17 protein-coding genes are annotated in these 19,682 nt (G+C 64.2%); 9 read left to right on the top strand and 8 right to left on the bottom strand.

Going from position 1 to position 19,682, the window contains the following annotated elements; translation table 11 throughout:
• Nucleotides 1–19: 19 nt before the first annotated feature.
• The 3 genes from G471_RS16935 to G471_RS0106900 are packed head-to-tail and all read right to left on the bottom strand — an operon-like array spanning nucleotide 20 to nucleotide 3,788.
• The gene (locus tag G471_RS16935) at nucleotides 20–595 is read right to left on the bottom strand and encodes a chemotaxis protein (RefSeq protein WP_043420973.1); all 576 of its coding nucleotides are present in this window, start codon (nucleotides 593–595) and stop codon (nucleotides 20–22) included.
• Nucleotides 592–2,340, bottom strand: a complete 1,749-nt coding sequence (locus G471_RS0106905; protein ID WP_081700139.1) for a PHA/PHB synthase family protein — start codon at nucleotides 2,338–2,340, stop codon at nucleotides 592–594. The genes G471_RS16935 and G471_RS0106905 overlap by 4 nt, the downstream gene beginning before the upstream one ends.
• A 35-nt stretch (nucleotides 2,341–2,375) precedes the next feature.
• The gene (locus G471_RS0106900; RefSeq protein WP_028994704.1) at nucleotides 2,376–3,788 is read right to left on the bottom strand and encodes an MBL fold metallo-hydrolase; all 1,413 of its coding nucleotides are present in this window, start codon (nucleotides 3,786–3,788) and stop codon (nucleotides 2,376–2,378) included.
• A gap of 83 nt (nucleotides 3,789–3,871) precedes the next feature.
• Between G471_RS0106900 and G471_RS0106895 the strand changes: the two genes are divergently transcribed.
• On the top strand, nucleotides 3,872–4,315 hold the full coding sequence (locus tag G471_RS0106895) for a universal stress protein (RefSeq protein WP_028994703.1): 444 nt from the start codon (nucleotides 3,872–3,874) through the stop codon (nucleotides 4,313–4,315).
• Between the two features lie 33 nt (nucleotides 4,316–4,348).
• Nucleotides 4,349–6,508, top strand: coding sequence for an ATP-binding protein (locus tag G471_RS18280; protein WP_157272460.1), 2,160 nt, complete (start codon nucleotides 4,349–4,351; stop codon nucleotides 6,506–6,508).
• On the opposite strand, the gene G471_RS0106885 is transcribed toward G471_RS18280, so the two are convergent.
• The 5 genes from G471_RS0106885 to G471_RS0106865 are packed head-to-tail and all read right to left on the bottom strand — an operon-like array spanning nucleotide 6,509 to nucleotide 11,583.
• Nucleotides 6,509–7,000 (bottom strand): hydrogenase maturation protease, encoded by a 492-nt coding sequence (locus G471_RS0106885; protein WP_028994702.1) that lies wholly within the window; start codon nucleotides 6,998–7,000, stop codon nucleotides 6,509–6,511.
• Complete coding sequence (locus G471_RS0106880) at nucleotides 6,997–8,460, bottom strand: Ni/Fe hydrogenase subunit alpha (RefSeq protein WP_028994701.1); 1,464 nt, start codon at nucleotides 8,458–8,460, stop codon at nucleotides 6,997–6,999. The genes G471_RS0106885 and G471_RS0106880 overlap by 4 nt, the downstream gene beginning before the upstream one ends.
• 12 nt (nucleotides 8,461–8,472) lie before the next feature.
• The gene (locus G471_RS0106875; RefSeq protein WP_028994700.1) at nucleotides 8,473–9,027 is read right to left on the bottom strand and encodes an NADH-quinone oxidoreductase subunit B family protein; all 555 of its coding nucleotides are present in this window, start codon (nucleotides 9,025–9,027) and stop codon (nucleotides 8,473–8,475) included.
• A 1-nt stretch (nucleotide 9,028) separates the two neighbouring features.
• Nucleotides 9,029–9,790 (bottom strand): 2Fe-2S iron-sulfur cluster-binding protein, encoded by a 762-nt coding sequence (locus G471_RS16925; protein WP_051295324.1) that lies wholly within the window; start codon nucleotides 9,788–9,790, stop codon nucleotides 9,029–9,031.
• Complete coding sequence (locus tag G471_RS0106865; RefSeq protein ID WP_051295323.1) at nucleotides 9,787–11,583, bottom strand: NAD(P)H-dependent oxidoreductase subunit E; 1,797 nt, start codon at nucleotides 11,581–11,583, stop codon at nucleotides 9,787–9,789. The genes G471_RS16925 and G471_RS0106865 overlap by 4 nt, the downstream gene beginning before the upstream one ends.
• 144 nt (nucleotides 11,584–11,727) lie before the next feature.
• Between G471_RS0106865 and G471_RS19040 the strand changes: the two genes are divergently transcribed.
• From G471_RS19040 to G471_RS0106835, 7 genes are all read left to right on the top strand, one after another.
• Nucleotides 11,728–11,979, top strand: a complete 252-nt coding sequence (locus G471_RS19040) for a hypothetical protein (protein ID WP_157272459.1) — start codon at nucleotides 11,728–11,730, stop codon at nucleotides 11,977–11,979.
• Nucleotides 11,976–12,764 (top strand): enoyl-ACP reductase FabI, encoded by a 789-nt coding sequence (gene fabI / locus G471_RS0106860; RefSeq protein WP_028994698.1) that lies wholly within the window; start codon nucleotides 11,976–11,978, stop codon nucleotides 12,762–12,764. Before G471_RS19040 ends, fabI begins: the two co-directional genes overlap by 4 nt.
• A 74-nt stretch (nucleotides 12,765–12,838) precedes the next feature.
• On the top strand, nucleotides 12,839–13,417 hold the full coding sequence (locus G471_RS0106855) for a hypothetical protein (protein ID WP_028994697.1): 579 nt from the start codon (nucleotides 12,839–12,841) through the stop codon (nucleotides 13,415–13,417).
• A gap of 4 nt (nucleotides 13,418–13,421) precedes the next feature.
• On the top strand, nucleotides 13,422–13,904 hold the full coding sequence (locus tag G471_RS0106850) for a hypothetical protein (protein ID WP_028994696.1): 483 nt from the start codon (nucleotides 13,422–13,424) through the stop codon (nucleotides 13,902–13,904).
• Between the two features lie 32 nt (nucleotides 13,905–13,936).
• On the top strand, nucleotides 13,937–15,355 hold the full coding sequence (locus tag G471_RS0106845) for a bifunctional enoyl-CoA hydratase/phosphate acetyltransferase (RefSeq protein ID WP_028994695.1): 1,419 nt from the start codon (nucleotides 13,937–13,939) through the stop codon (nucleotides 15,353–15,355).
• Between the two features lie 2 nt (nucleotides 15,356–15,357).
• Nucleotides 15,358–16,539, top strand: coding sequence for an acetate/propionate family kinase (locus tag G471_RS0106840; protein WP_028994694.1), 1,182 nt, complete (start codon nucleotides 15,358–15,360; stop codon nucleotides 16,537–16,539).
• A gap of 201 nt (nucleotides 16,540–16,740) precedes the next feature.
• Nucleotides 16,741–19,635, top strand: coding sequence for an adenosylcobalamin-dependent ribonucleoside-diphosphate reductase (locus G471_RS0106835; protein WP_028994693.1), 2,895 nt, complete (start codon nucleotides 16,741–16,743; stop codon nucleotides 19,633–19,635).
• Nucleotides 19,636–19,682: the final 47 nt, after the last annotated feature.

Raw genomic sequence — 19,682 nt, 5'->3', positions numbered from 1 at the left:
CCTGCCCCCGCCATCCGTTTTATTTGAAAAATTCCGAACGCTGCAAGGCCTGCAGCGAGTTGCGGATTTCCTCGACGATCCCGTCGAACTCCCCCGATACCTGGGCCAGCGCCCCGGCAAAACCCTGTCCGTAAGCCGCTTCGATCTTGGCCGACTTGGCCAGCACGCCGCCCAGCTCGACCAGCTGGAAGGCATCCTCGAGCGCCCGCTGCAACTGCCGGCGCAGGCTGGCCAGACGCGCCTGGTGCTCGCCGTTGGCCAGTTCGCGCCGTTTCAGCGCCAATCCCAGTTCGGGCCGCGACGTCCCGGCCACCGCTTCGCGCAACAATTTGGTATTCCGAACGTCCTGCAGGACGACCGAGACCTCGTTTACGCAGCGATGGATCAGTCCGCTCAAGCCGCCCATGCAGGTGCGCAGGTCTTGCGAGAAAACCCGTAATTCGTTGGACAGCACACCGAAACCCAGCGCCGCCGTACCGGCGCGCTTGGCGAGGAAAATGGCGTTGAGTGCCATGATGTTGATCTTGAAGGCGACCCCGACGACCGCCTTGATCTCCTCGTTGATGCGCACGATGCGCAGCAGGTCGGTACTCATTTTTCCAGCACGTAGGTACCCGGGGCATCGGCCAGCCCGGGGAACTTGCGGTTGGTCGCCGGGTAGGCCTCGACCAGCTCGCCGCTGCGTTCGCCCAGCCAGGCCGTCCAGTCTTCCCACCAGGTGCCGGGCTTCTTCTCGGCACGTTCCTGCCACTGCTCCCAGTGCTCGTTACGTTCGGGTTCGGCAATCCAGTAAGCCCGTTTGGGCGGATTGACCGGCGGATTGACGATGCCCAGGATGTGCCCGGAAGTCGACAGCACGAAGCGCACCGGCGCCTTGACGTTGACGTACTTGCGGATGCGGTAGCACTGCTTCCACGGCGCGATGTGATCGTCCTCGGCAGTCACCGCATAAAGCGGCTGGACGATGCGGTCGAGGTCGATCGGTTCGCCGGCGACGGTCAGCGAATCGCGCTTGATCAGCTTGTTGTTCAGGTAGAGTTCGCGCAGGTACCAGGCGTGCATGGCCTGCGGCATGCGCGTCGAGTCGACGTTCCAGAACAGCACGTCGAACGGCGGCAAGGGTTCGCCGAGCAGGTAGCTGTTGACCCAGTAGCTCCACACCAGGCTGTTCGAGCGCAGCAGGCGGAACGAGGTCGCCATCTCGTTGCCGTCGAGATAGCCTTTCTTGGCCATCGACTCTTCGAGCGCGCTGATGCAGGCATCGTCGATGAAGACGTCGATGTCGCCGGGGTTCGAGAAATCGGTCAGGGTGGTGAACAGCGTCCAGTGCGCGACTGGCACCTGATCTTCGCCAAAACGCTTGTTGGCCCAGGCCATGTAGGTCGACACCAGCGTTCCGCCGATGCAGTAACCGACCAGATGCACCTTGGGCTGCTTGCAGAACTCACCGGCGACACGGACGACCTCATTGACGCCTTCAAGCAGATAGTCGTCGAAACGGACGTCGCGCATGTCCGCATCGGGATTCTTCCAGCTGGTGATGAAGACCGAGAAACCCTGGTCGGTCAGGTACTTGACCAGGCTCTTCTTGGCGTTCAGATCAAGAATGTAGAACTTGTTGATCCACGGCGTGACGATGACGATGGGCATCGCCCGCACCTTGTCGGTGGTCGGCGTGTAATGGATCAGTTCGACCAGGCGGTTGCGGAACACCACCTTGCCCGGCGTCGTCGCCAGATCCTTGCCGACAGTGAAGGCGTCTGGCTCGACCATCTGGATGTTCTTCGCCTTCGCGTCACGCTGGAAATTCTCCCAGCCGCGGCGCAGGCTTTCGCCCTGGGTGGCGACGGCACGTTCGAGGGCGACCGGATTGGTCCAGAAGAAATTGGTCGGCGCCACCATGTTCAGCCACTTGCGCAGCCAGAAGGCGGCCCGCCGACGTTCCTTGTCCGACAGGCCGGGGGTTTCGAAATACATGTCCTGCAGACGGTGGGTGAAGGCCAGGTACCACTCCTTGGCAATGTCCCAGGACGCCGAATCGGTCCAGATCGGATTGGCGAAGCGCGCATCGTCGGCGTTGGGCTGGATCACGTCATCGGACGGAATGCCGAGCGCCCGCCGGGTGACGTGGGCCTGCAGGGCGAGCAGGTCGCCGGACAGCGCATTGACGGCGCGAACCAGTTCCTGCGGGTGCATCAGCCAGGCCATTTGCGCGCTGAGCAACGAGGTCGTCACACCGAAGGGGTCGATGGCCTTGCTGACCGACTTTCCCAGGGATTCGAACGGACTCAGTCCGTCGAGTTCGAGGGTGTCATGCTGGGCTGCGGATTTTGCGGACATTGCTTTGTTCTCCCTGAGGCGAATTCATCACCATCTTACAGCGTGACCATGCTCCCCGGGAGGGGCAAATGCACTTCCTCCCAGCCAAAACGCGCCTGTACGGCAGCACGGAAATCGGCCGAGGCACCTGCCTCGCCGTGGACCACGAAAAGTTTGCCCGGCGGCTTGTGAAAGCCCGCCAGCCAGTCGAGCAAGGCCGCCTGGTCGGCATGCGCCGACAGACCGCCGACGGTGCAGATTTTCGCGCGCACCGGCACCGTCTCGCCGAAGATGCGCACCAGCCGGGCACCGTCGACCAGGCGCCGGCCGAGCGTCCCGGCCGCCTGAAAACCGGCGATCATCACCGTGCATTCGCTGCGCCGCAGGTTCTCGCGCAGGTGGTACTTGATCCGTCCGGCGTCGCACATGCCGCTGGCCGAAATGATCACCGCGCCGTGACGGATGTCGTTCAACTGCCGCGAGCGTTCGACATCGGCGACGAATTCGATATTCACCTTGTCGGGATGGGCCTGCTGCCAGTCGATCAATTCACAGGTAGGGTCGTCGAGCAGATCGCGATGTTCGAGCGTGATCCGGGTGGCGGCGTTGGCCATCGGCGAATCGACATAGATTTTCAGCGGGTCAAGCCGCTGGCGCCGGACCAGGTCGGTCAGCAGGTAGAGGATTTCCTGGGTGCGGCCGACGGCGAATGCCGGGATCACGATATTGCCGCCGGCTGCCCGGGTGCGTTTGAAGGCGGCGACGATTTCCTCTTCGGTCTCGGCAAACGGCCGGTGCAGGCGGTTGCCGTAGGTCGATTCGATGAGCACGGCATCGGCACTCGCCGGCGGTGCCGACGGGTCGTTGAGCACCGGCCGGCCGGGCATGCCCAGGTCGCCGGAAAAGACCAGCCGCCGGGCCCGCCCACCGACATGGACGAGCACTTCCAGCGACGCCGAACCGAGGATGTGGCCGGCGTTGTGGAAACAGACTTCGATCCCCTCGCTCGGCCGGACGCGCTGGCCGTAGTCGACCGGGCGCACCTGTTTGAGCACGGTCTGGGCTTGCAGGACCGAATACAGCGGCGGCTGGATGCCGCGCTCGCTGCGCCCGCGCCGCCGCCGGTTGCGGATCTGCCACTCGGCTTCCTTTTCCTGGATATGGGCACTGTCCGGCAGCAAGACTTCGAGCAGGGCAGCGGTGGCCCGGGTCGCATAAACCGGCCCGCGATAGCCGAGCATGGCCAGGCGTGGCAACAAACCGGAGTGGTCGATGTGGGCATGCGTCAGCAGCACGAAATCGAGACGACGCACGTCGAAACCGAAGTCGAGCGCCTTTTCGTTCTTGGAACGCGCTTCCGCGCCCCCCTGGAACATGCCGCAATCGACCAGAAAGCGGCACTCGCCGGTATCCACCAGCGTGCACGAACCGGTCACTTCGCCGGCTGCACCGTAAAAGCCAAGTCGCATGTTTGCAATCCTCCGGACTTGGCGTAGCATGAACCTCAATAAGGCGGAAAGCAACGCCAGCACTTCATTTCAGGAGGTAAAGCATGTTCAAGCACATTCTCGTTCCGACCGATGGATCCGAACTGTCACGCGCTGCGGCCAAGCGTGCCATATCCTTCGCCAGCGAGGCAGGTGCCCGGGTCACGGCGTTCTATGCCAAGCCGGAATACCCGATCGCCTATTTCGGCGAAGGTGCCCTGATCGACCCGACCACGCCGGAAAAATTCACCGAAATGGCCGAACAGCAAGCCAGCCAGTATCTCGCCGAAGTCACCGCCTGGTGCCAGGAAGCCGGCGTCGAATGCAGCACGCTGTCGACCACCAGCGACATTCCCTACGAAGCCATCATCAACGCCGCCGAGCAATCCGGTTGCGACCTGATCTTCATGGCCTCGCACGGCCGTAAAGGCATCAGCGGCTTCCTGCTGGGCAGCGAAACGAACAAGGTTCTGACCCATTCCAAGGTTCCCGTTCTCGTCTATCGCTGACCCCCGCGCTCAGCCCCGGAGCGCAGCAGATTGATGCCCTTTCCGTCACAGACACTGCGTTTCCAGCGACAGATTCTGTTGCCCGTCGGCTGCGTGCTGCTGGCGCTGGTCGTCGCCTTCGCAGCGGTTTTCCAGTGGCACCAGGAGAAGCAGGAGCGGGAACGCACACTAAACGCTGCTGGTCAGGCCAAAGCCGCCTGGCAACGCCTGCATGACGAAAGCTTGCAGCACCTGAGCTGGTTCGCCCGCGAAGCCGCCAGCGACGCGCAGTTGCGCCAGGCCATGCAGCAAGGCAACCATGCGGCCCTGCTTGAGGCCAGCCGCCAACGCTTCGCCGAATTGCGCAAGCAATTCGGCATCAGCCACTGGTATTTCATCCGCCCGGACGGCCACATCCTGCTGCGCGTGCATGCACCACAACGCAGCGGCGACCTGATCACCCGGAAAACCCTGACTCAAGCCATGCGTAGCGGCCAGCCAGGCAGCGGACTGGAACTGGGCCCGCTCGGCACCTACGCGCTGCGCCACGTGCTGCCCTGGCATGACGGCGACACCCTGATCGGCTACATCGAACTGGCGCAGGAAGTCGAATATTTCGCCAGTGCCATCGGCGAGATGCTGGAAGTCGAGGTGATCACTGCCGTCGACAAACAGGCGACCAGCGAAGCGGCGTTTGCCGCCGGCAAGCTTGAACTGGGATTCAGCGGTTTCTGGAACGAACACCCGCGCATTGCCATCCAGCAGCAAGGCGGCCGGCGCCTGCCGGAAAAACTGGCCGAGTACTGGAATACTCACCCTGGCGGACAGGCCGCTCAGGTACTGGCGTCGCACGGCGAACTCAGTGACTGGTCGGCCAGCCTTTTACCCTTGCCCGATGTCGATGGAGAAGCCGTCGCTTCCATGGCCATCGTCCGCGACGTCGGTAGCGAACGCACCGAAGCCCGGCGCAAGCTGCTCTCCGGCTTGCTGCTGGCCGCCGGACTGGCGACACTGCTGTTGCTGGCTTTGGCCACGCGCACCCGCCGGATTGAACAACGATTGCTGTCGGCCCATCAGTCCCTGGCCGCCAACGAACAGCGTTTCCAGGACATTTTCTCGACCAGTTCCGACTGGTGGTTCTGGGAAACCGACGCCGATCACCGCTTCACTTTCATGACCGACAATCTGCACACCCTGCTCGGCATCGAGGTGCGTGATTTAATGGGCAAATCGCGCCGGGACATCATGGTCGCCGACGACCCGGAAATGCAGGCCAGAATCGAGGCGCATTTTGCCGACCTGGCCGCCCATCGCCCCTTCCACCGCTTCGAGTACGAAGCCAGGCTGGCCGACGACAAACGGGTCTGGCTGTCGGTCAGCGGCGTCCCGGTATTCGGCGACAAGGGGCAATTCCAGGGTTACCGCGGCGCCGCCTCGAATGTCAGCCTGCTGCACGAGCAGACCATGGCCCGGGAGCGCGCCCTGGCCGCCGAACACCTGGCTCTGGAAGAAGCCGCGGCAGCCAACCGGGCGAAGAGCGAATTCCTGGCCAACATGAGCCACGAACTGCGCACCCCGATGAACGGCGTCATCGGCATGTGCGATTTGCTGCTCGACACGCCCTTGTCCGATGAACAGCGGGACTATGCCGAAACCGTCAGGGACAGTGCCAACGGCCTGCTCGGCGTGATCAACGACATCCTTGATTTCTCGAAAATCGAATCCGGGAAGCAGGCGGTCGAAGCGATAGACTTCATGCTTGGCGATGTCCTCAACGCCACCTGCAGGCTGCTCGGCACGCTCGCCGAGGGCAAGCAACTGGCCTTCCGCTGCACGCTGTCGCCCGAGCTGCCGGAAATCCTGTGCGGCGATCCCTGCCGGTTGCGCCAGGTGCTCAACAATCTGATCGGCAATGCGATCAAGTTCACCGAAAACGGCAGTGTCGAACTCGAAGTCGTTCCCGACGGCGAGGCGTGGCTGCGTTTCACCGTCCGCGATACCGGCATCGGCATGACGCCAGCGCAGATGGAACGCCTGTTCCAGCCCTTCTCCCAGGCCGACGGTTCGATGACCCGGCGCTTCGGCGGCACCGGTCTCGGCCTGTCGATTGCCAAACGGCTGGTTGAACTGATGGGTGGGGAAATCGGCGTCAGCAGCGCACCCGGCCAGGGTTCCACCTTCTGGTTCACTCTGCCACGCAGGCAGCCGGACTGATCAGGGCGTCGCCTGCCCCTCCCAGCTTTCCCGGTCCGGGTGCCGGAACAACTGCTGCAGACAGGCCCAGGCCCCTTCGACATTCTCCTGGGCCGCCTGGCTCAGCGGCTCGCCCAGCTCGAAAGCCTCACCGCGCACGCACAGCACGAAGGCTGCCGGCGGCTCCTGATGCAGGGTGCGGCGAAACACCTCGAGCACCGCCTCCGGTGGCAGCTCGTGGCTGCTGTGGGCGATACCCGGCGCTGGTTCGATCCGGGTAAAACTAAAGGGTGCCGGCGTGCCCTCGCCAGCGTCGATAAACAACACCAGTTCGCGCCCCAGCAGGTCGAGCGCGTGTTCGATATTGAGCTGGAAATCCTCGATCAACTCGAACTGCCCGGCCATCGGCGTATCCCTGAGCCAGGCCACCAGCCGCTCGTGGAGGATGGGCCCGATCGCGTCGTCGCCGCGGCTGGGATTACCGACGGCGAGGATGACGATCGGTGCGCTCATGCCTTGCTCAGCGACGAAGCGAGTTGACCGTCGGCGTCGACCACCTCGACGGTCAGCGGCATCTTGCCCAGCGCATGCGTCGCGCAGGACAAGCAGGGATCGTAGGCGCGGATCGCGCATTCGATGTGGTTGAGCAGACCCTCGGTGACCTCGCGGCCGTCGAGATACTGCCGGGCGACGGTGCGGATCGCTTCGTTCATTGCCTGGTTGTTGTTGGTCGTCGACACGATCAGGTTGCAGTAGGTGACCTGGTCGTCCTCGTTGACGCGGTAGTGGTGGAATAAGGTACCGCGCGGCGCCTCGATCACGCCGACCGCCTCGTAGCGACGCTCGCCACGATCGGCCATGAGGTCGGTGCCGAGGATGTCGGGATCGTTGAGCAGGTCGCGGATCATCTCGGCGGCGTGCAGGATTTCGACCAGGCGGGCCCAGTGGTAGAACAAGGTGCCATGCACCGGCTTGCCGTTGCCGAGTGCCATCATCTTCTGCCGCTCGATCTCGGCCAGCGGTGTCGCCAGGTAGGTCGCGGCCTGGACGCGGGCGAGCGGGCCGACCTTGTACCAGCCCTTGTCGGCGCCGAGGCTCTTGATGTGCGGGAACTTCATGTAGCTCCACGGCTTGATCTCTTCCTGCAGCACCTGCTGGTAATCGGCGTAATCGACCTGGTCGAAGATCGTCTGACCCAGCGGATCGACCGCGCGCAGGGCACCGTGGTAGAAGTCGAGGGCGCCGTCGGGGCGCATCAGGCCCATCATGTTGCCGGCCGATTCGCCGAAGACGTTGTAGAAGCCGGGATTGGTCTCGTGCAGGCGGCGCACCATGTCGATGGCGCCCTGCGTCCAGCCTATCATTTGCTCGATGTCGCGCGCCATTTCGTCACGCTCGACGACGGTCAGGGCCTTGTTCACGCCGCCAGGAATGGCGCCGGTGCCATGCACGCGCTTGCCGGCGACGTGGCGGATCACTTCCTGGCCGTACTTGCGCAGCAGTACGCCCTGCTTGGCGATTTCCGGAAAATCAAGGGCGACGCCGACGATGTTGCGGCGGGTGAAATCGCTGTCGAAGCCGAGCAGCAGGTCGGGCGAGGCCAGGTGATAGAAGTGCACGGCGTGCGACTGCACCATCTGGCCGTAGTGCATCAGCCGGCGCAGCTTCTCGGCGGTCGGCGTGAGCGGACCGTAGCCGGCGATCTGGTCCATCGCCTTGACTGCGGCGAGCTGGTGGCTGACCGGGCAGATCCCGCACAGGCGCTGCACGGTGACCGGCACTTCCCAGTACGGGCGGCCTTCGATGAAGACTTCAAAGCCACGGAACTCGACGATGTGCAGGCGGACCTGGTGAATCTTGTTGTCCTGGTCGAGCAGCAGGGTGACCTTGCCGTGGCCTTCGACCCGGGTGACGGGGTCGATCGCAACCCGGCGCAGGGTTTCGGGGTGGGCGGCGGTTTCCAATTGGGACATTTGGTGCTCCGTTCAGTCGAATTTGAGCAGCGGGTGCTCGATGCGCGGCGTGCGGCCGGTCAGCAGGTCGGTGAGGAATTTCCAGATGGTGTCGGCGGACGGCGGACAACCGGGCAGGAAGTAGTCGACGCGGACCACTTCGTTGACCGGATAGACCTTGTCGAGCAGCAACGGCAGTTCCGGATCGTCGGGAATCGCCGTGGCGCTGCCGTCCGGCGTGCGGTAAACCTGGCTCAGGCACTGGCCGACGTCGAGGTGGTTGCGTTGCGCCGGCAGGCCGCCATTGACCGCGCAGGCGCCGAAGGCGACCAGGATCTTGGCATTGGCGCGCAGCTCGCGCAGGACATGGACGTTCTCGGCGTTGCAGACGCCGCCCTCGACCAGGGCCAGATCGCAGTGCTGGCTGCAGTGCTTGATGTCGGTGATCGGCGAACGGTCGAATTCGACCAGGGCAGCAAGTTCGAGCAGGCGCTCGTCGATGTCGAGGAAGGACATGTGGCAGCCGAAGCAGCCGGACAGCGAGGTAGTGGTGATGCGCAGCTTGCGCGGGTTCATCGGTGCATTCATTTCAGCGCTCCTCGGTGGCCGCAACGGGCACGATCGGGATGTGGCGGGCGGCCAGGTAATCGACCTGGCGGCTGATCGGCTGCTCGTCGAACTGACGTTCGCCGATCGGCACCGCGTAGCCGACGCGCTTGACCATGATCGCGCCAACCGGACAGACATGGACGGCGGCATCGTCGATGCTGAGCGCACTGTCGCCGAGCCGGCCGCTCGGCGAATTGACGACGATGTGCGAATCGACGCCGCGTCCGGCGAGGGCGAACACGTTCTTGCCGTCGATGTCGCGGCTGGCGCGCACGCACAGCTCGCACATGATGCAGCGGTTGAGGTCGAGCCAGACGTCGGGATGGGTGGTATCAATCGGCCGCACCGGATAGGCATGGCGGAAGTGCGGGGCCAGCATTTCCAGGTCGTAGGCGAGCGCCTGCAACTGGCAGTTGCCGCTCTTCTCGCAGCCCGGGCAAAAGTGGTTGCCCTCGACGAACAGCATCTGCAGCAGCACGCGACGGCGGTCGTTCAGGGTCGGCGAATTGTTCTCGACCTCGATGCCGGGCATCGCCATCTGTGTACAGGCCGAGCCGTTGCGTCCGTTGACGATCACCGTGCACAGCTTGCAGCTGCCATGCGGCTTGAGATCCGGGTGATGGCACAGGTGCGGGATATAAACGCCGGCGGCGAGCGCCGCCTGCAGGATGGTCTGGCCAGGCGTGAAGGGTATGCGCTGGCCGTCGATGGAAAAGCTGTTGGCGTTGCTGGTTTCGCTCATGCTTCTTCTCCGAGGTGGGCGGCGGCATCGTCGCGGCCGGCCAGTTCGCGGGCGCGGGACAGGGCGGCATCGAGGTCGAAGGCCGGCACGAAGTCGGTTTCGGCCAGCCGCCGTTCGTAGGCGGGACGGAATTTCTGCACGGTGTCGGCAACCGCGTTGCCGGCGGTCTGGCCGAGGCCACAGTGGCTGCCCGGTTTCAATACCTGCTGCAGGCGCAGCAGCTCGTTCATTTCATACTGCGTGCCGCGCCCCTCGGCGATCTTGTCCATGATCTCCTTCATCAGCACCGTGCCGACCCGGCACGGCGTGCAGAAGCCGCAGGATTCGTGGGCGAAGAAGTGGGCGAAGTTGCGCGCCACCTCGAACAGGTCGCGCTGCTTGCCGAAGATCATGAAGGAACCGGCGGTCGGCACGTCCTCGAAGGCGATGCGCCGGCCGAACTCGCGTTCCGACAGGCAGACGCCGGAGGCGCCACTGACCTGAACGGCAATCGCCTCCTGGGCACCGCAGTCTTCCAGCACCTGGGCGATGCGCACGCCGAAGGCGTATTCGTAGAGCCCGGGCCGGGCGCAGTCACCCGCGACGGAAAGAATCTTGGTGCCGGTCGATTGCTTGGTACCGATCGCCTCGTACCAGGCGCCGCCGTTGATGGCGATCTCGGTGACCTTGCACAGGGTCTCGACGTTGTTGACCACGGTCGGCTTGCCCATGTAGCCCGAAGTCACCGGGAAAGGCGGGCGCACGCGCGGGCGGCCGGCCTTGCCTTCGAGCGATTCGATCAGCGCTGTTTCCTCGCCGCAGATGTAGGCACCGGCACCGAGATGGATCTCGATGTCGAAGTCGAAACCGGCGACGCCACCGATGTCGCGGCCGAGCAGGCCGGCGGCACGCATGCCGGCGAGGTAGGCTTCGAGCGGCTGCAGCAGGTAGAGGTATTCGCCGCGCAGGTAGAGGAAGCCGTGGCTGGCGCCGACCGTCCAGGCGGCAATGACCATGCCCTCGAACACGCGGCCGGCGTAAGACTGCAGCAGGACGCGGTCCTTGAAGGTGCCGGGCTCGCCCTCGTCGGCGTTGCAGACGATGTAGCGCGGCGTGGCCGGGGCGTTGCGGCAGGCCTCCCACTTGACCGCGGTGGTGAAGCCGGCGCCGCCGCGACCGCGCAGGTTGGACAGTTTCATTTCAGCCAGCATGCCGTCGCGACCGCGGGCGATTGCCGCGCGGACAGCCTTGCCCGGCTCGTGCGGCGTGCCGAGCAACATGTCGGCACGGCGGATGTTGTCGTCGACGCGGAAGAACTCGGCCGGCCACTTGTCGAGCGGCACCTGGCCGCGGATCAGATCGCAGATTTCGTCGACCCGGCGCAGCGTCATCCGGGTGATCGCCCGGTTGTTGACCAGGATTGCCGGCCCCTGGTCGCACATGCCGGTACAGGAGCAGTAGTCGATGCTCACCAGCCCGTCGTCCGAGACCTTGCCCCGTTCGAGCTTGAGGCGCTTCGCCATGTGCTCGAACAAGGCCTGGTTGCCGGCCATGCGGTCGGTGATGTTGTCCGAGAACAGGACCCGGTAACGGCCCCGGTTCTCGCGGTAGAAGAAGGCGTAGAAGTCCCGCGTGCTGTGCACCTGCGCGTAAGGAATCTTCAAGGCCTCGGCCAGATGGGCCGCAGTTTCGTCGGAAATGAAGTCCACGGCTTCCTGGACCTCGCGCAGAATCTGGACCAGACGATCCGGTCGCCAGGCATGGCGCTGCAGGATCGGCTCGATCAGGCTGGAAATCTCGGCTGAGACAGACACGGTAGGCACCCCCTGGAAAACAGACCACGACACTCTAGTGTTTTGCCCCCGACCGGTTTTGCGCTGGATCAATAAAACGCGACTTCATTATCTTAAAATTTCCGTCATAAATTTCGTAAAACACTGATATGGCTGAATTTTTCCATGTTGCAACAAAAGAACAATGACATTTTTTGTGGCGGCGCAGCATGCCGAAAATCCGCCTGCAGAGCACACCCCGGCAAGCCAGCGCGCGCCCTCTTGCCGCATAGCAAAAAGATAATTCGCCTGCCGCAACAAAGTGACAAATGGACGTCACAATCCCCTACTGAAAAACGTGGTAATCTGCACCGCATGATGCAGCGCAACATGCGCGCCAAGGTTTTCACAACAACACTCCGCGAGGAAACAGCATGAGTTCCAGCACCCCCAGCACCGCCCTCCCCCTGGCTGGCAAAAAAGGCCTGGTCACCGGCATCGCCAACGACAAGTCGATCGCCTACGCTGTGGCCAAGGCCATCGTCGAACTGGGTGGCGAGATCGCCATCACCTACCAGAACGACAAGACTGCCCGTTACACCCAGCCGCTGGCCGAGGCCCTCGGCGCCAAGCGCTTCCTCAAGCTCGACGTGGCCGAGGAAGGCTGTCTGGAAAACGTGATTGCCGAGTGCGGCGCAGCCTTCGGCGAAATCGACTTCGCCATCCACTCGATGGCCTTCTGTAATGCCGACGACCTGCACGGCCGCGTCATCGACGCCACCGAAGCCGGTTTCGACGCCGCCATGAACGTTTCCTGCCACAGCTTCCTGCGCATGGCCAAAGCCCTGGAGCCGCTGATGGCCCACGGCGGCTCGCTGATCACCATGTCTTACCTCGGTGCCGAGCGCGTGGTGCGTAACTATGGCGTCATGGGCATCATCAAGGCGGCACTCGAATCGGCCGTCCGCTACATGGCCTACGACCTCGGCCCCAAGGGCATCCGCGTCTTCGCCGTGTCGCCCGGCCCGATCATGACCCGCGCAGCTTCCGGCATCGCCAACTTCAACAACCTGCTCGAATCCGACGCGCAGAAGGCGCCGCTCGGCCGTACCGTGACCATCGAGGAAGTCGGCGCCCTGACTGCCTTCCTGTGCACCTCCGGTTCGTCCGGAATGACCGGCCAGACCATCTACGTCGACGGCGGCGCCCACATCGTCGCCTGATGTCGCTTGCTACCGCAGGGCGCTCAGCCCTGCGGTATGCTTGAAGCTGACATAACGCACGGACGACCGAGGCCATGACCGATACGCCTGCTCCCATCATTCCCGATCCCGTCCCCGATCACCCGCTACTCAAGGGCCGCAAGGAAATCGGCCGGGGCGAGAGCACCATCGTCGTCGAGGCCGACACGGTTGACGGCCAGGAACGGGTCTACAAGATCCTTTCCTCGCCGACCGACTACGCCTACTACACGGCCGATGACCGACCGACCGGCCGCCATTTCCCCATCGTCTTCGCCGACCATGGCCCGGCCGGCCGCTCCAGCCGGGGCTATCCCTTCTACATCGTCGAAGTCGAACGCCTCTACCCGCTGCCCGGAACGGGTGATGCGGCCGAAGTGGCGACCAAGATTTCGACCTCGTATTTCGACGCCTGCATGATGTGGCGCAACCTGGCTCAGGACATGGGCCGCATCGCCCTGCACCACCTGGCGGTGACGCCGATGGGCTGGGCCGACACGGTGCAGGAATCGCTCAAGGCGCTGGAAACCTTTTCCAGCGAATACGGCGCCCTGCCCGACCTGATCAAGGCCGACAACCTGATGATGCGCAAGGACGGCACCCTGGTCTTTTCCGACCCGGTGTTCATGGAATGAAGCAATGACCATCAACCACGTCCGTTACACCTCGCGCAAACTGGCCGAATCGCTGGCCGGCAACCCCTACATGGCGGTCATCTCGATCACCGATCCGACCACGCCGGAAGCCCGGCTCGATCCGCTGTTCCGCCACGTGCTGCGGCTGTCGTTTTTCGATGCCGTGCCGGCCGACGAATTCCAGCCGCCGCTGCCCGGCTTGTTCAACCGGCAGATGGCGCGGCAGATCGACGATTTCGTCCGCGAAATCCAGGCGGCGCCGTTCGCGATGTCGGTCATGGTCCATTGCGAATACGGCGTCAGCCGCTCGGCGGCCGTGGCGCTGTTCGTCGAGGCCTTTAGCGGTGCGCCGCTGGACGCGCGCGAATTCACCTATGAAGCCAATCCCTGGGTGGTCGACACCCTGCTCAGCCTGCATCCGCAACTGAGTATCGAAATCCCCCGTCCCGACGCGGCGCGCGACCGGCGTACCGCGATGCGGGCCTGAATTTTTCCCGTTTCCGTTCACGGAGCCGCACCATGTCCGAAGCCAGCGAAAGCCGCTACCTGACCAACAAGACCTACGACGAAGTTGCCGTCGGCGACAGCGCCAGCCTGACCCGCACGCTGATGCCGGAAGACGTGAAACTGTTCGCCATCCTGACCGGCGACATCAACCCGGCGACCATCGATCCGAAATACTCGGAGAGCGGCATGTTCCGTGAGGCCATCGCTCACGGCATGTGGAGCGGCTCGCTGATCTCGACCGTGCTGGCGACCCAGTTTCCCGGCCCGGGCACGATCCTGATCGACCAGGCCCTGCACTTCGCCCGCCCGGTCACCATCGGCGACCGCATCGCGATCACCGTCACGGTCAAGCAGAAATACGACCACAACCGGCACATCGTCTTCGACTGCGTATGCACCAACCAGGAAGGCCTGGAAGTGGTGCGCGGCACCGCCGAAGTGCTGGCGCCGACGGAAAAGGTCTCGCACCTGCAGGATAACCACGCGCCGTCGATCCACATCGACGACAAGCACGCCCGCTACACCCAGTTGCTGTCACGGGTGAAGGGGCTGGAACCGATCCCGACCGCGGTCGCCCACCCCTGCGACGAGGAATCGCTCAAGGGCCCGGTGCAGGCTTACCAGGCCGGCATCATCGAACCCATCCTGGTCGGCCCGGAAGGCAAGATCCGTGCGCTGGCCGAGGAATTCGGCATCGACCTGTCCGGCATCCGCATCGTCAATGCCGCACACAGCCACGACTCGGCCGCGCTGGCCGTTTCACTGGTCAAGACCGGCGACGCCGAGGCGCTGATGAAGGGCAGCCTGCACACCGACGAACTGATGGCCGAAGTCGTTGCCCGCGCCAACGGCCTGCGCACCAACCGCCGCATCAGCCACGTTTTCCTGATGGACGTGCCGACCTATCACCGGCCGCTGCTGATCACCGACGCGGCGATCAACATCGCGCCGACGCTCGAGGAAAAGGCCGACATCATCCGCAACGCCATCGAGCTTGCTCACGTGATCGGCATCCCGGAGCCCAAGGTCGCCATCCTGTCGGCGGTCGAGACCATCAACCCGAAGATCCAGTCCACCCTCGACGCCGCCGCCCTGTGCAAGATGGCTGACCGCGGCCAGATCAAGGGCGGCATCCTCGACGGCCCGCTGGCCTTCGACAACGCCGTCTCCATCGTCGCCGCCAAGACCAAGGGGATCAAGTCGGCGGTCGCCGGCCACGCCGAAATCCTGGTCGTTCCCGACCTCGAATCCGGCAACATGGTGGCCAAGCAGCTCGAATACCTGGCCAACGCGCTGACCGCCGGTATCGTGCTCGGCACCAAGGTCCCCATCGTCCTGACCAGCCGCGCCGACACCGCCGAAACGCGTACCGCCTCCTGCGTGATCGCCGCCCTGGTCGCCCACGCCAACCGTAACAAGGGAAATTCCTGACAATGAAACAAGGCATTCTGACGATCAACGCCGGTTCGTCCTCGATCAAGTTCGCCCTCTTTTCGCTCGATCACCCGATCTCGCCTGACGCCGAAGTCTCCGGCCAGATCGACGGCATCGGCACCAACGCCACCAAACTCATCGCCAAGAACCGCGCCGGCGAGCGCATCGCCGACCAGCTCATCGCCGGCGATGCGGTCAGCCACACGCAGGCGCTCGACGCCATGCTCAAGTGGTTCCTCGCCACCTACACCGGCTGGCAGATCGTCAGCGTCGGCCATCGCGTCGTCCATGGCGGCGACCTCTACTCGCAGCCGACCGTGGTCGACGCCCAGGTACTCGAACACCTGACCGGCTTCATCCCGCTGGCACCGCTGCACGAACCGCACAACGTCGCCGGCATCAAGGCGCTGCAGGCGCTGCTGCCCGACGTGCCGCAGGTCGCCTGCTTCGATACCGCCTTCCACCGCAGCCAGCCGGAAGTCGCCCAGTTGTTCGCCCTGCCGCGCGCGCTGACTGCCGAAGGCATCAAGCGCTACGGCTTCCACGGCCTGTCCTACGAATTCATCGCCCGGGCGCTGCCGCAGCACTCGCACCGCGCCGACGGCCGCGTCGTCGTCGCCCACCTGGGCAACGGCGCCAGCATGGCGGCCATGGTCAACCGCAAGTGCGTCGCCACCACGCTCGGCTTCTCGACCATCGACGGCCTGATGATGGGCACCCGCTGCGGCAACCTCGACCCCGGCCTGGTCCTCCACCTGATGGAAACCAAGGGCCTCTCGGTCAAGGACATGAGCCGCATCCTGTACAAGGAATCCGGCCTACTCGGCGTCTCCGGCATCAGTCAGGACATGCGCACGCTGCTGTCGAGCGACAAGCCGGAAGCGCGTGAGGCGGTCGACCTGTTCTGCTACCGCATCGTCCGCGAACTCGGCTCGCTGGTCGCCGCCGCCGGCGGCATCGACGCGCTGGTATTCACCGGCGGCATCGGCGAACACGCCGCCGAAGTCCGCCGCCGCGTCTGCCTGCAGGCCGAATGGCTGGGCATCCGCGTCAATCCGGAAGCCAACGCCCGCCACGATCTGGTGATCAGCGCCGGCAACAGCAGCGTCGACGTGCTGGTCATTCCGACCAACGAAGAATGGATGATGGCGCACCACGCACAAACGCTATTGGCGCTTTAACAAATCTTTTTTTCGCTGCCGAGCTCCGCCACCGAAAGGTGCCGGAGCCTTGTTTTTTCGGGCTTTTCCGGCACATGACAAGAGCACGACAACCCCCAAGCAAACATACTGCATCTAGTCAAGGTATTGCCTCGATACACTACATCTAGTAGATTCCCTCCTCACCGCACCCTATACAAAACCAGACGAGAGGAGTCTTCAATGAGCAAGATCGCCGAGCAGTTGTCGCTGACCGACATTCCCGCACCGCCGCAATTCGCCCCGCTGCCGGAGCAGGAAATTTCCGGCGAAGTCCTCATTGAAAAGTACGCCAAAGGCAAGGAAACCAACGTGCACGACGTGCGCAAACGCGTCGCCTGGGCGCTCGCCCAGGTCGAGCAGGAAGCCGACCGCGCGCACTGGGAAGGCCGCTTCCTGTGGGCCCAGGAAAACGGTTTCATCCCGGCCGGCCGTATCAACTCCGCCGCCGGTACCGACCTGCAGGCGACGCTGATCAACTGTTTCGTGCAGCCGGTCGGCGACTCCATCGTCGAGAACACCGACGGTCGCCCCGGCATCTACAAGGCCCTGATGGATGCCGCCGAAACCATGCGCCGCGGGGGCGGCGTCGGTTACGACTTCTCCTCGATCCGCCCGCAGGGCGCCCGCGTCAAGGGCACGCAATCGCGCGCTTCCGGCCCGGTCTCCTACATGCGCGTCTTCGACCGTTCCTGCGAAACCGTCGAATCCGCCGGCGCCCGCCGCGGTGCCCAGATGGGCGTGCTGCGCTGCGACCATCCGGACATCGAGGAATTCATCCACGCCAAGGACAAGGGCGACCTGACCAACTTCAACATTTCGATCGGCGTCACCGACGCCTTCATGGAAGTGGTCGATGCCGACGGCGATTTCGAACTGACCCACCGCGCCGAGCCGAATGCCGAGATGCGCGAAGCTGGCGCCTACCAGCGCGACGACGGCACCTGGGTCTATCGCAAGGTGCGCGCCCGCGACCTGTGGGACCAGGTGATGAAATCCACCTACGACCACGCCGAGCCGGGCATCCTGTTCCTCGACCGGATGAACAAGGACAACAACCTCAATTACTGCGAAGTCATCGAGGCCACCAACCCCTGCGCCGAACAGCCGCTGCCGCCGTACGGCTGCTGCTGCCTGGGTTCGATCAACCTGACCCTGTTCGTGCGTGACGCCTTCTCCGACAAGGCCAGTTTCGATTTCGACGCCTTCGCCGAAGTCTGCCGCGTCTCCACCCGCATGCTCGACAACGTGCTCGACGCCACCCACTGGCCGCTTGAGCGTCAGCAGCAGGAAGCCGCCAACAAGCGCCGCGTCGGCCTCGGCTTCACCGGCCTCGGCGACACCCTGGCCATGCTCCGCCTGCGCTACGACAAGCCGGAAGCCCGCGCCATGGCCGCCCGCATCAGCGAATTCATGCGCGATTCCTCCTACCTGTACTCGGTCGAGCTGGCCAAGGAACGCGGCGCCTTCCCGCTGTTTAACGCCGAGCTCTATCTGTCCGGCGGCAACTTCGCCTCGCGCCTGCCGGCCGACATCAAGGCCGAAATCCGCAAGCACGGCCTGCGCAACTCGCACCTGCTGTCGATCGCGCCGACCGGCACCATCTCGCTGGCCTTCGCCGACAACGCCTCGAACGGCATCGAACCGCCGTTCTCCTGGACCTACAACCGTAAAAAACGGATGCAGGATGGCACGATCAAGGAATACTCGGTCGAGGATTACGCCTGGCGCCTGTACAAGCACCAGGGTGGCGACGTCAGCAAGCTGCCGGATTACTTCGTGACCGCCCTGGAAATCTCGGCCAAGGCCCACGCCGACATGGTCGCCGCCGTCGCGCCGTACATCGACACCTCGATCTCGAAGACGGTCAACGTCCCCGCCGACTATCCGTACGAAGACTTCCAGGATCTCTACATGCAGGCCTGGAAGGCCGGCCTCAAGGGCCTGGCCACCTACCGTCCGAACAGCGTGCTCGGCTCGGTGCTGTCGGTCAGCAGCGAACCGGCCAAGGAAGCCGCCGACGACGCCAAGTCGCCGCAGGATTTCGTGTCGGATGCCAACCGCCGCCTGTCGATCAAGAACCTGCCGGCGCCGGTGCTCTCCAGCCTGCGCTGGCCGGGCCGCCCGAACCTGCCGGAAGGCAACCTGTGCTGGACCTACATGGTCGACTCGCCGATCGGCAAGTTCGCCCTGTTCGTCGGCCACGTCGAGCAGGAAGGCCACGCCTGGCCGTTCGAAGTCTGGGCCAACGGCCCGGCCGAACCGCGCGGCCTCGGCGCCGTTGCCAAGACCCTGTCGATGGACATGCGCGCCAATGACCACGGCTGGCTGGAAATGAAGCTCGAAGCCCTGGCCAAGACCCCGGGCGACTCCTTCGAGATGCACATGCCGCCGCATGGCGAGAAGAAGCGCATGCCGTCCGTCGTCTCGGCGATGGCCCAGGTCATCCGCTGGCGCGTCGAACAGCTCGGCGCCCTCACCCATGACGGCGCGACCCCGGTCAAGGACGCCCTGTTCAGCACCAAGGAGCCGAAGACCGGCACCGACGGCACGCTGTCCTGGACGGTGGACATCAACAACGCCTCGACCGGCGAAGACTTCGTCCTCGGCCTCAAGGAAATCACGCTGCCCGACGGCGTCACCCGCCCCTACTCGATGTGGCTGGCCGGCAACTACCCGCGCGCCCTCGACGGCCTGTGCAAGCTGCTGTCGCTCGACATGCGCGTCGTCGATCCGGCCTGGATCGGCATGAAGCTGCGCAAGCTGCTCGACTACTCCGAACCCTTCGGCGACTTCATGGCCTTCGTCCCGGGTTCGCGCAAGCAGCAGACCTACCCGTCGACGGTCGCCTACATCGCCCAGCTGATCATCCACCGCTACGCCATGCTCGGCATCCTCGACGAGGAAGGCTTCCCGCTACAGCAGATGGGCATCCTCGAAGCCCCGGAAGACACCACCAGCAACAAGGTGCTGCCAACCCAGGGCAAGCTGTGCGGCGAATGCGGCAACCACACGATGATCCGCAAGGACGGCTGCGACTTCTGCACGGCCTGCGGCGCCGTAGGAACCTGCGGCTAATACCGCTGCTCACCAGCAAAAAACAAGGCCCGTCAGCCAAGCGCTTG

Source organism: Azonexus hydrophilus DSM 23864 (genome assembly GCF_000429605.1).
Lineage (GTDB): Bacteria > Pseudomonadota > Gammaproteobacteria > Burkholderiales > Rhodocyclaceae > Azonexus > Azonexus hydrophilus.
Note: the sequence above shows the minus strand (reverse complement) of the source record. Positions and strands in the feature narration are given on the sequence as shown.

Excerpts from the sequence above, each read along its gene's own strand:
- G471_RS0106835 (WP_028994693.1), top strand. The coding sequence starts at position 16,741 with ATGAGCAAGATCGCCGAGCAGTTGTCGCTGACCGACATTCCCGCACCG.
- G471_RS0106880 (WP_028994701.1), bottom strand. The coding sequence starts at position 8,460 with ATGTCCCAATTGGAAACCGCCGCCCACCCCGAAACCCTGCGCCGGGTT.
- G471_RS0106855 (WP_028994697.1), top strand. The coding sequence starts at position 12,839 with ATGACCGATACGCCTGCTCCCATCATTCCCGATCCCGTCCCCGATCAC.
- G471_RS0106875 (WP_028994700.1), bottom strand. The coding sequence starts at position 9,027 with ATGAATGCACCGATGAACCCGCGCAAGCTGCGCATCACCACTACCTCG.
- G471_RS19040 (WP_157272459.1), top strand. The coding sequence starts at position 11,728 with ATGTTGCAACAAAAGAACAATGACATTTTTTGTGGCGGCGCAGCATGC.
- fabI (WP_028994698.1), top strand. The coding sequence starts at position 11,976 with ATGAGTTCCAGCACCCCCAGCACCGCCCTCCCCCTGGCTGGCAAAAAA.
- G471_RS0106900 (WP_028994704.1), bottom strand. The coding sequence starts at position 3,788 with ATGCGACTTGGCTTTTACGGTGCAGCCGGCGAAGTGACCGGTTCGTGC.
- G471_RS18280 (WP_157272460.1), top strand. The coding sequence starts at position 4,349 with ATGCCCTTTCCGTCACAGACACTGCGTTTCCAGCGACAGATTCTGTTG.
- G471_RS16935 (WP_043420973.1), bottom strand. The coding sequence starts at position 595 with ATGAGTACCGACCTGCTGCGCATCGTGCGCATCAACGAGGAGATCAAG.
- G471_RS0106905 (WP_081700139.1), bottom strand. The coding sequence starts at position 2,340 with ATGTCCGCAAAATCCGCAGCCCAGCATGACACCCTCGAACTCGACGGA.
- G471_RS0106840 (WP_028994694.1), top strand. The coding sequence starts at position 15,358 with ATGAAACAAGGCATTCTGACGATCAACGCCGGTTCGTCCTCGATCAAG.
- G471_RS0106885 (WP_028994702.1), bottom strand. The coding sequence starts at position 7,000 with ATGAGCGCACCGATCGTCATCCTCGCCGTCGGTAATCCCAGCCGCGGC.
- G471_RS0106850 (WP_028994696.1), top strand. The coding sequence starts at position 13,422 with ATGACCATCAACCACGTCCGTTACACCTCGCGCAAACTGGCCGAATCG.
- G471_RS16925 (WP_051295324.1), bottom strand. The coding sequence starts at position 9,790 with ATGAGCGAAACCAGCAACGCCAACAGCTTTTCCATCGACGGCCAGCGC.
- G471_RS0106895 (WP_028994703.1), top strand. The coding sequence starts at position 3,872 with ATGTTCAAGCACATTCTCGTTCCGACCGATGGATCCGAACTGTCACGC.
- G471_RS0106845 (WP_028994695.1), top strand. The coding sequence starts at position 13,937 with ATGTCCGAAGCCAGCGAAAGCCGCTACCTGACCAACAAGACCTACGAC.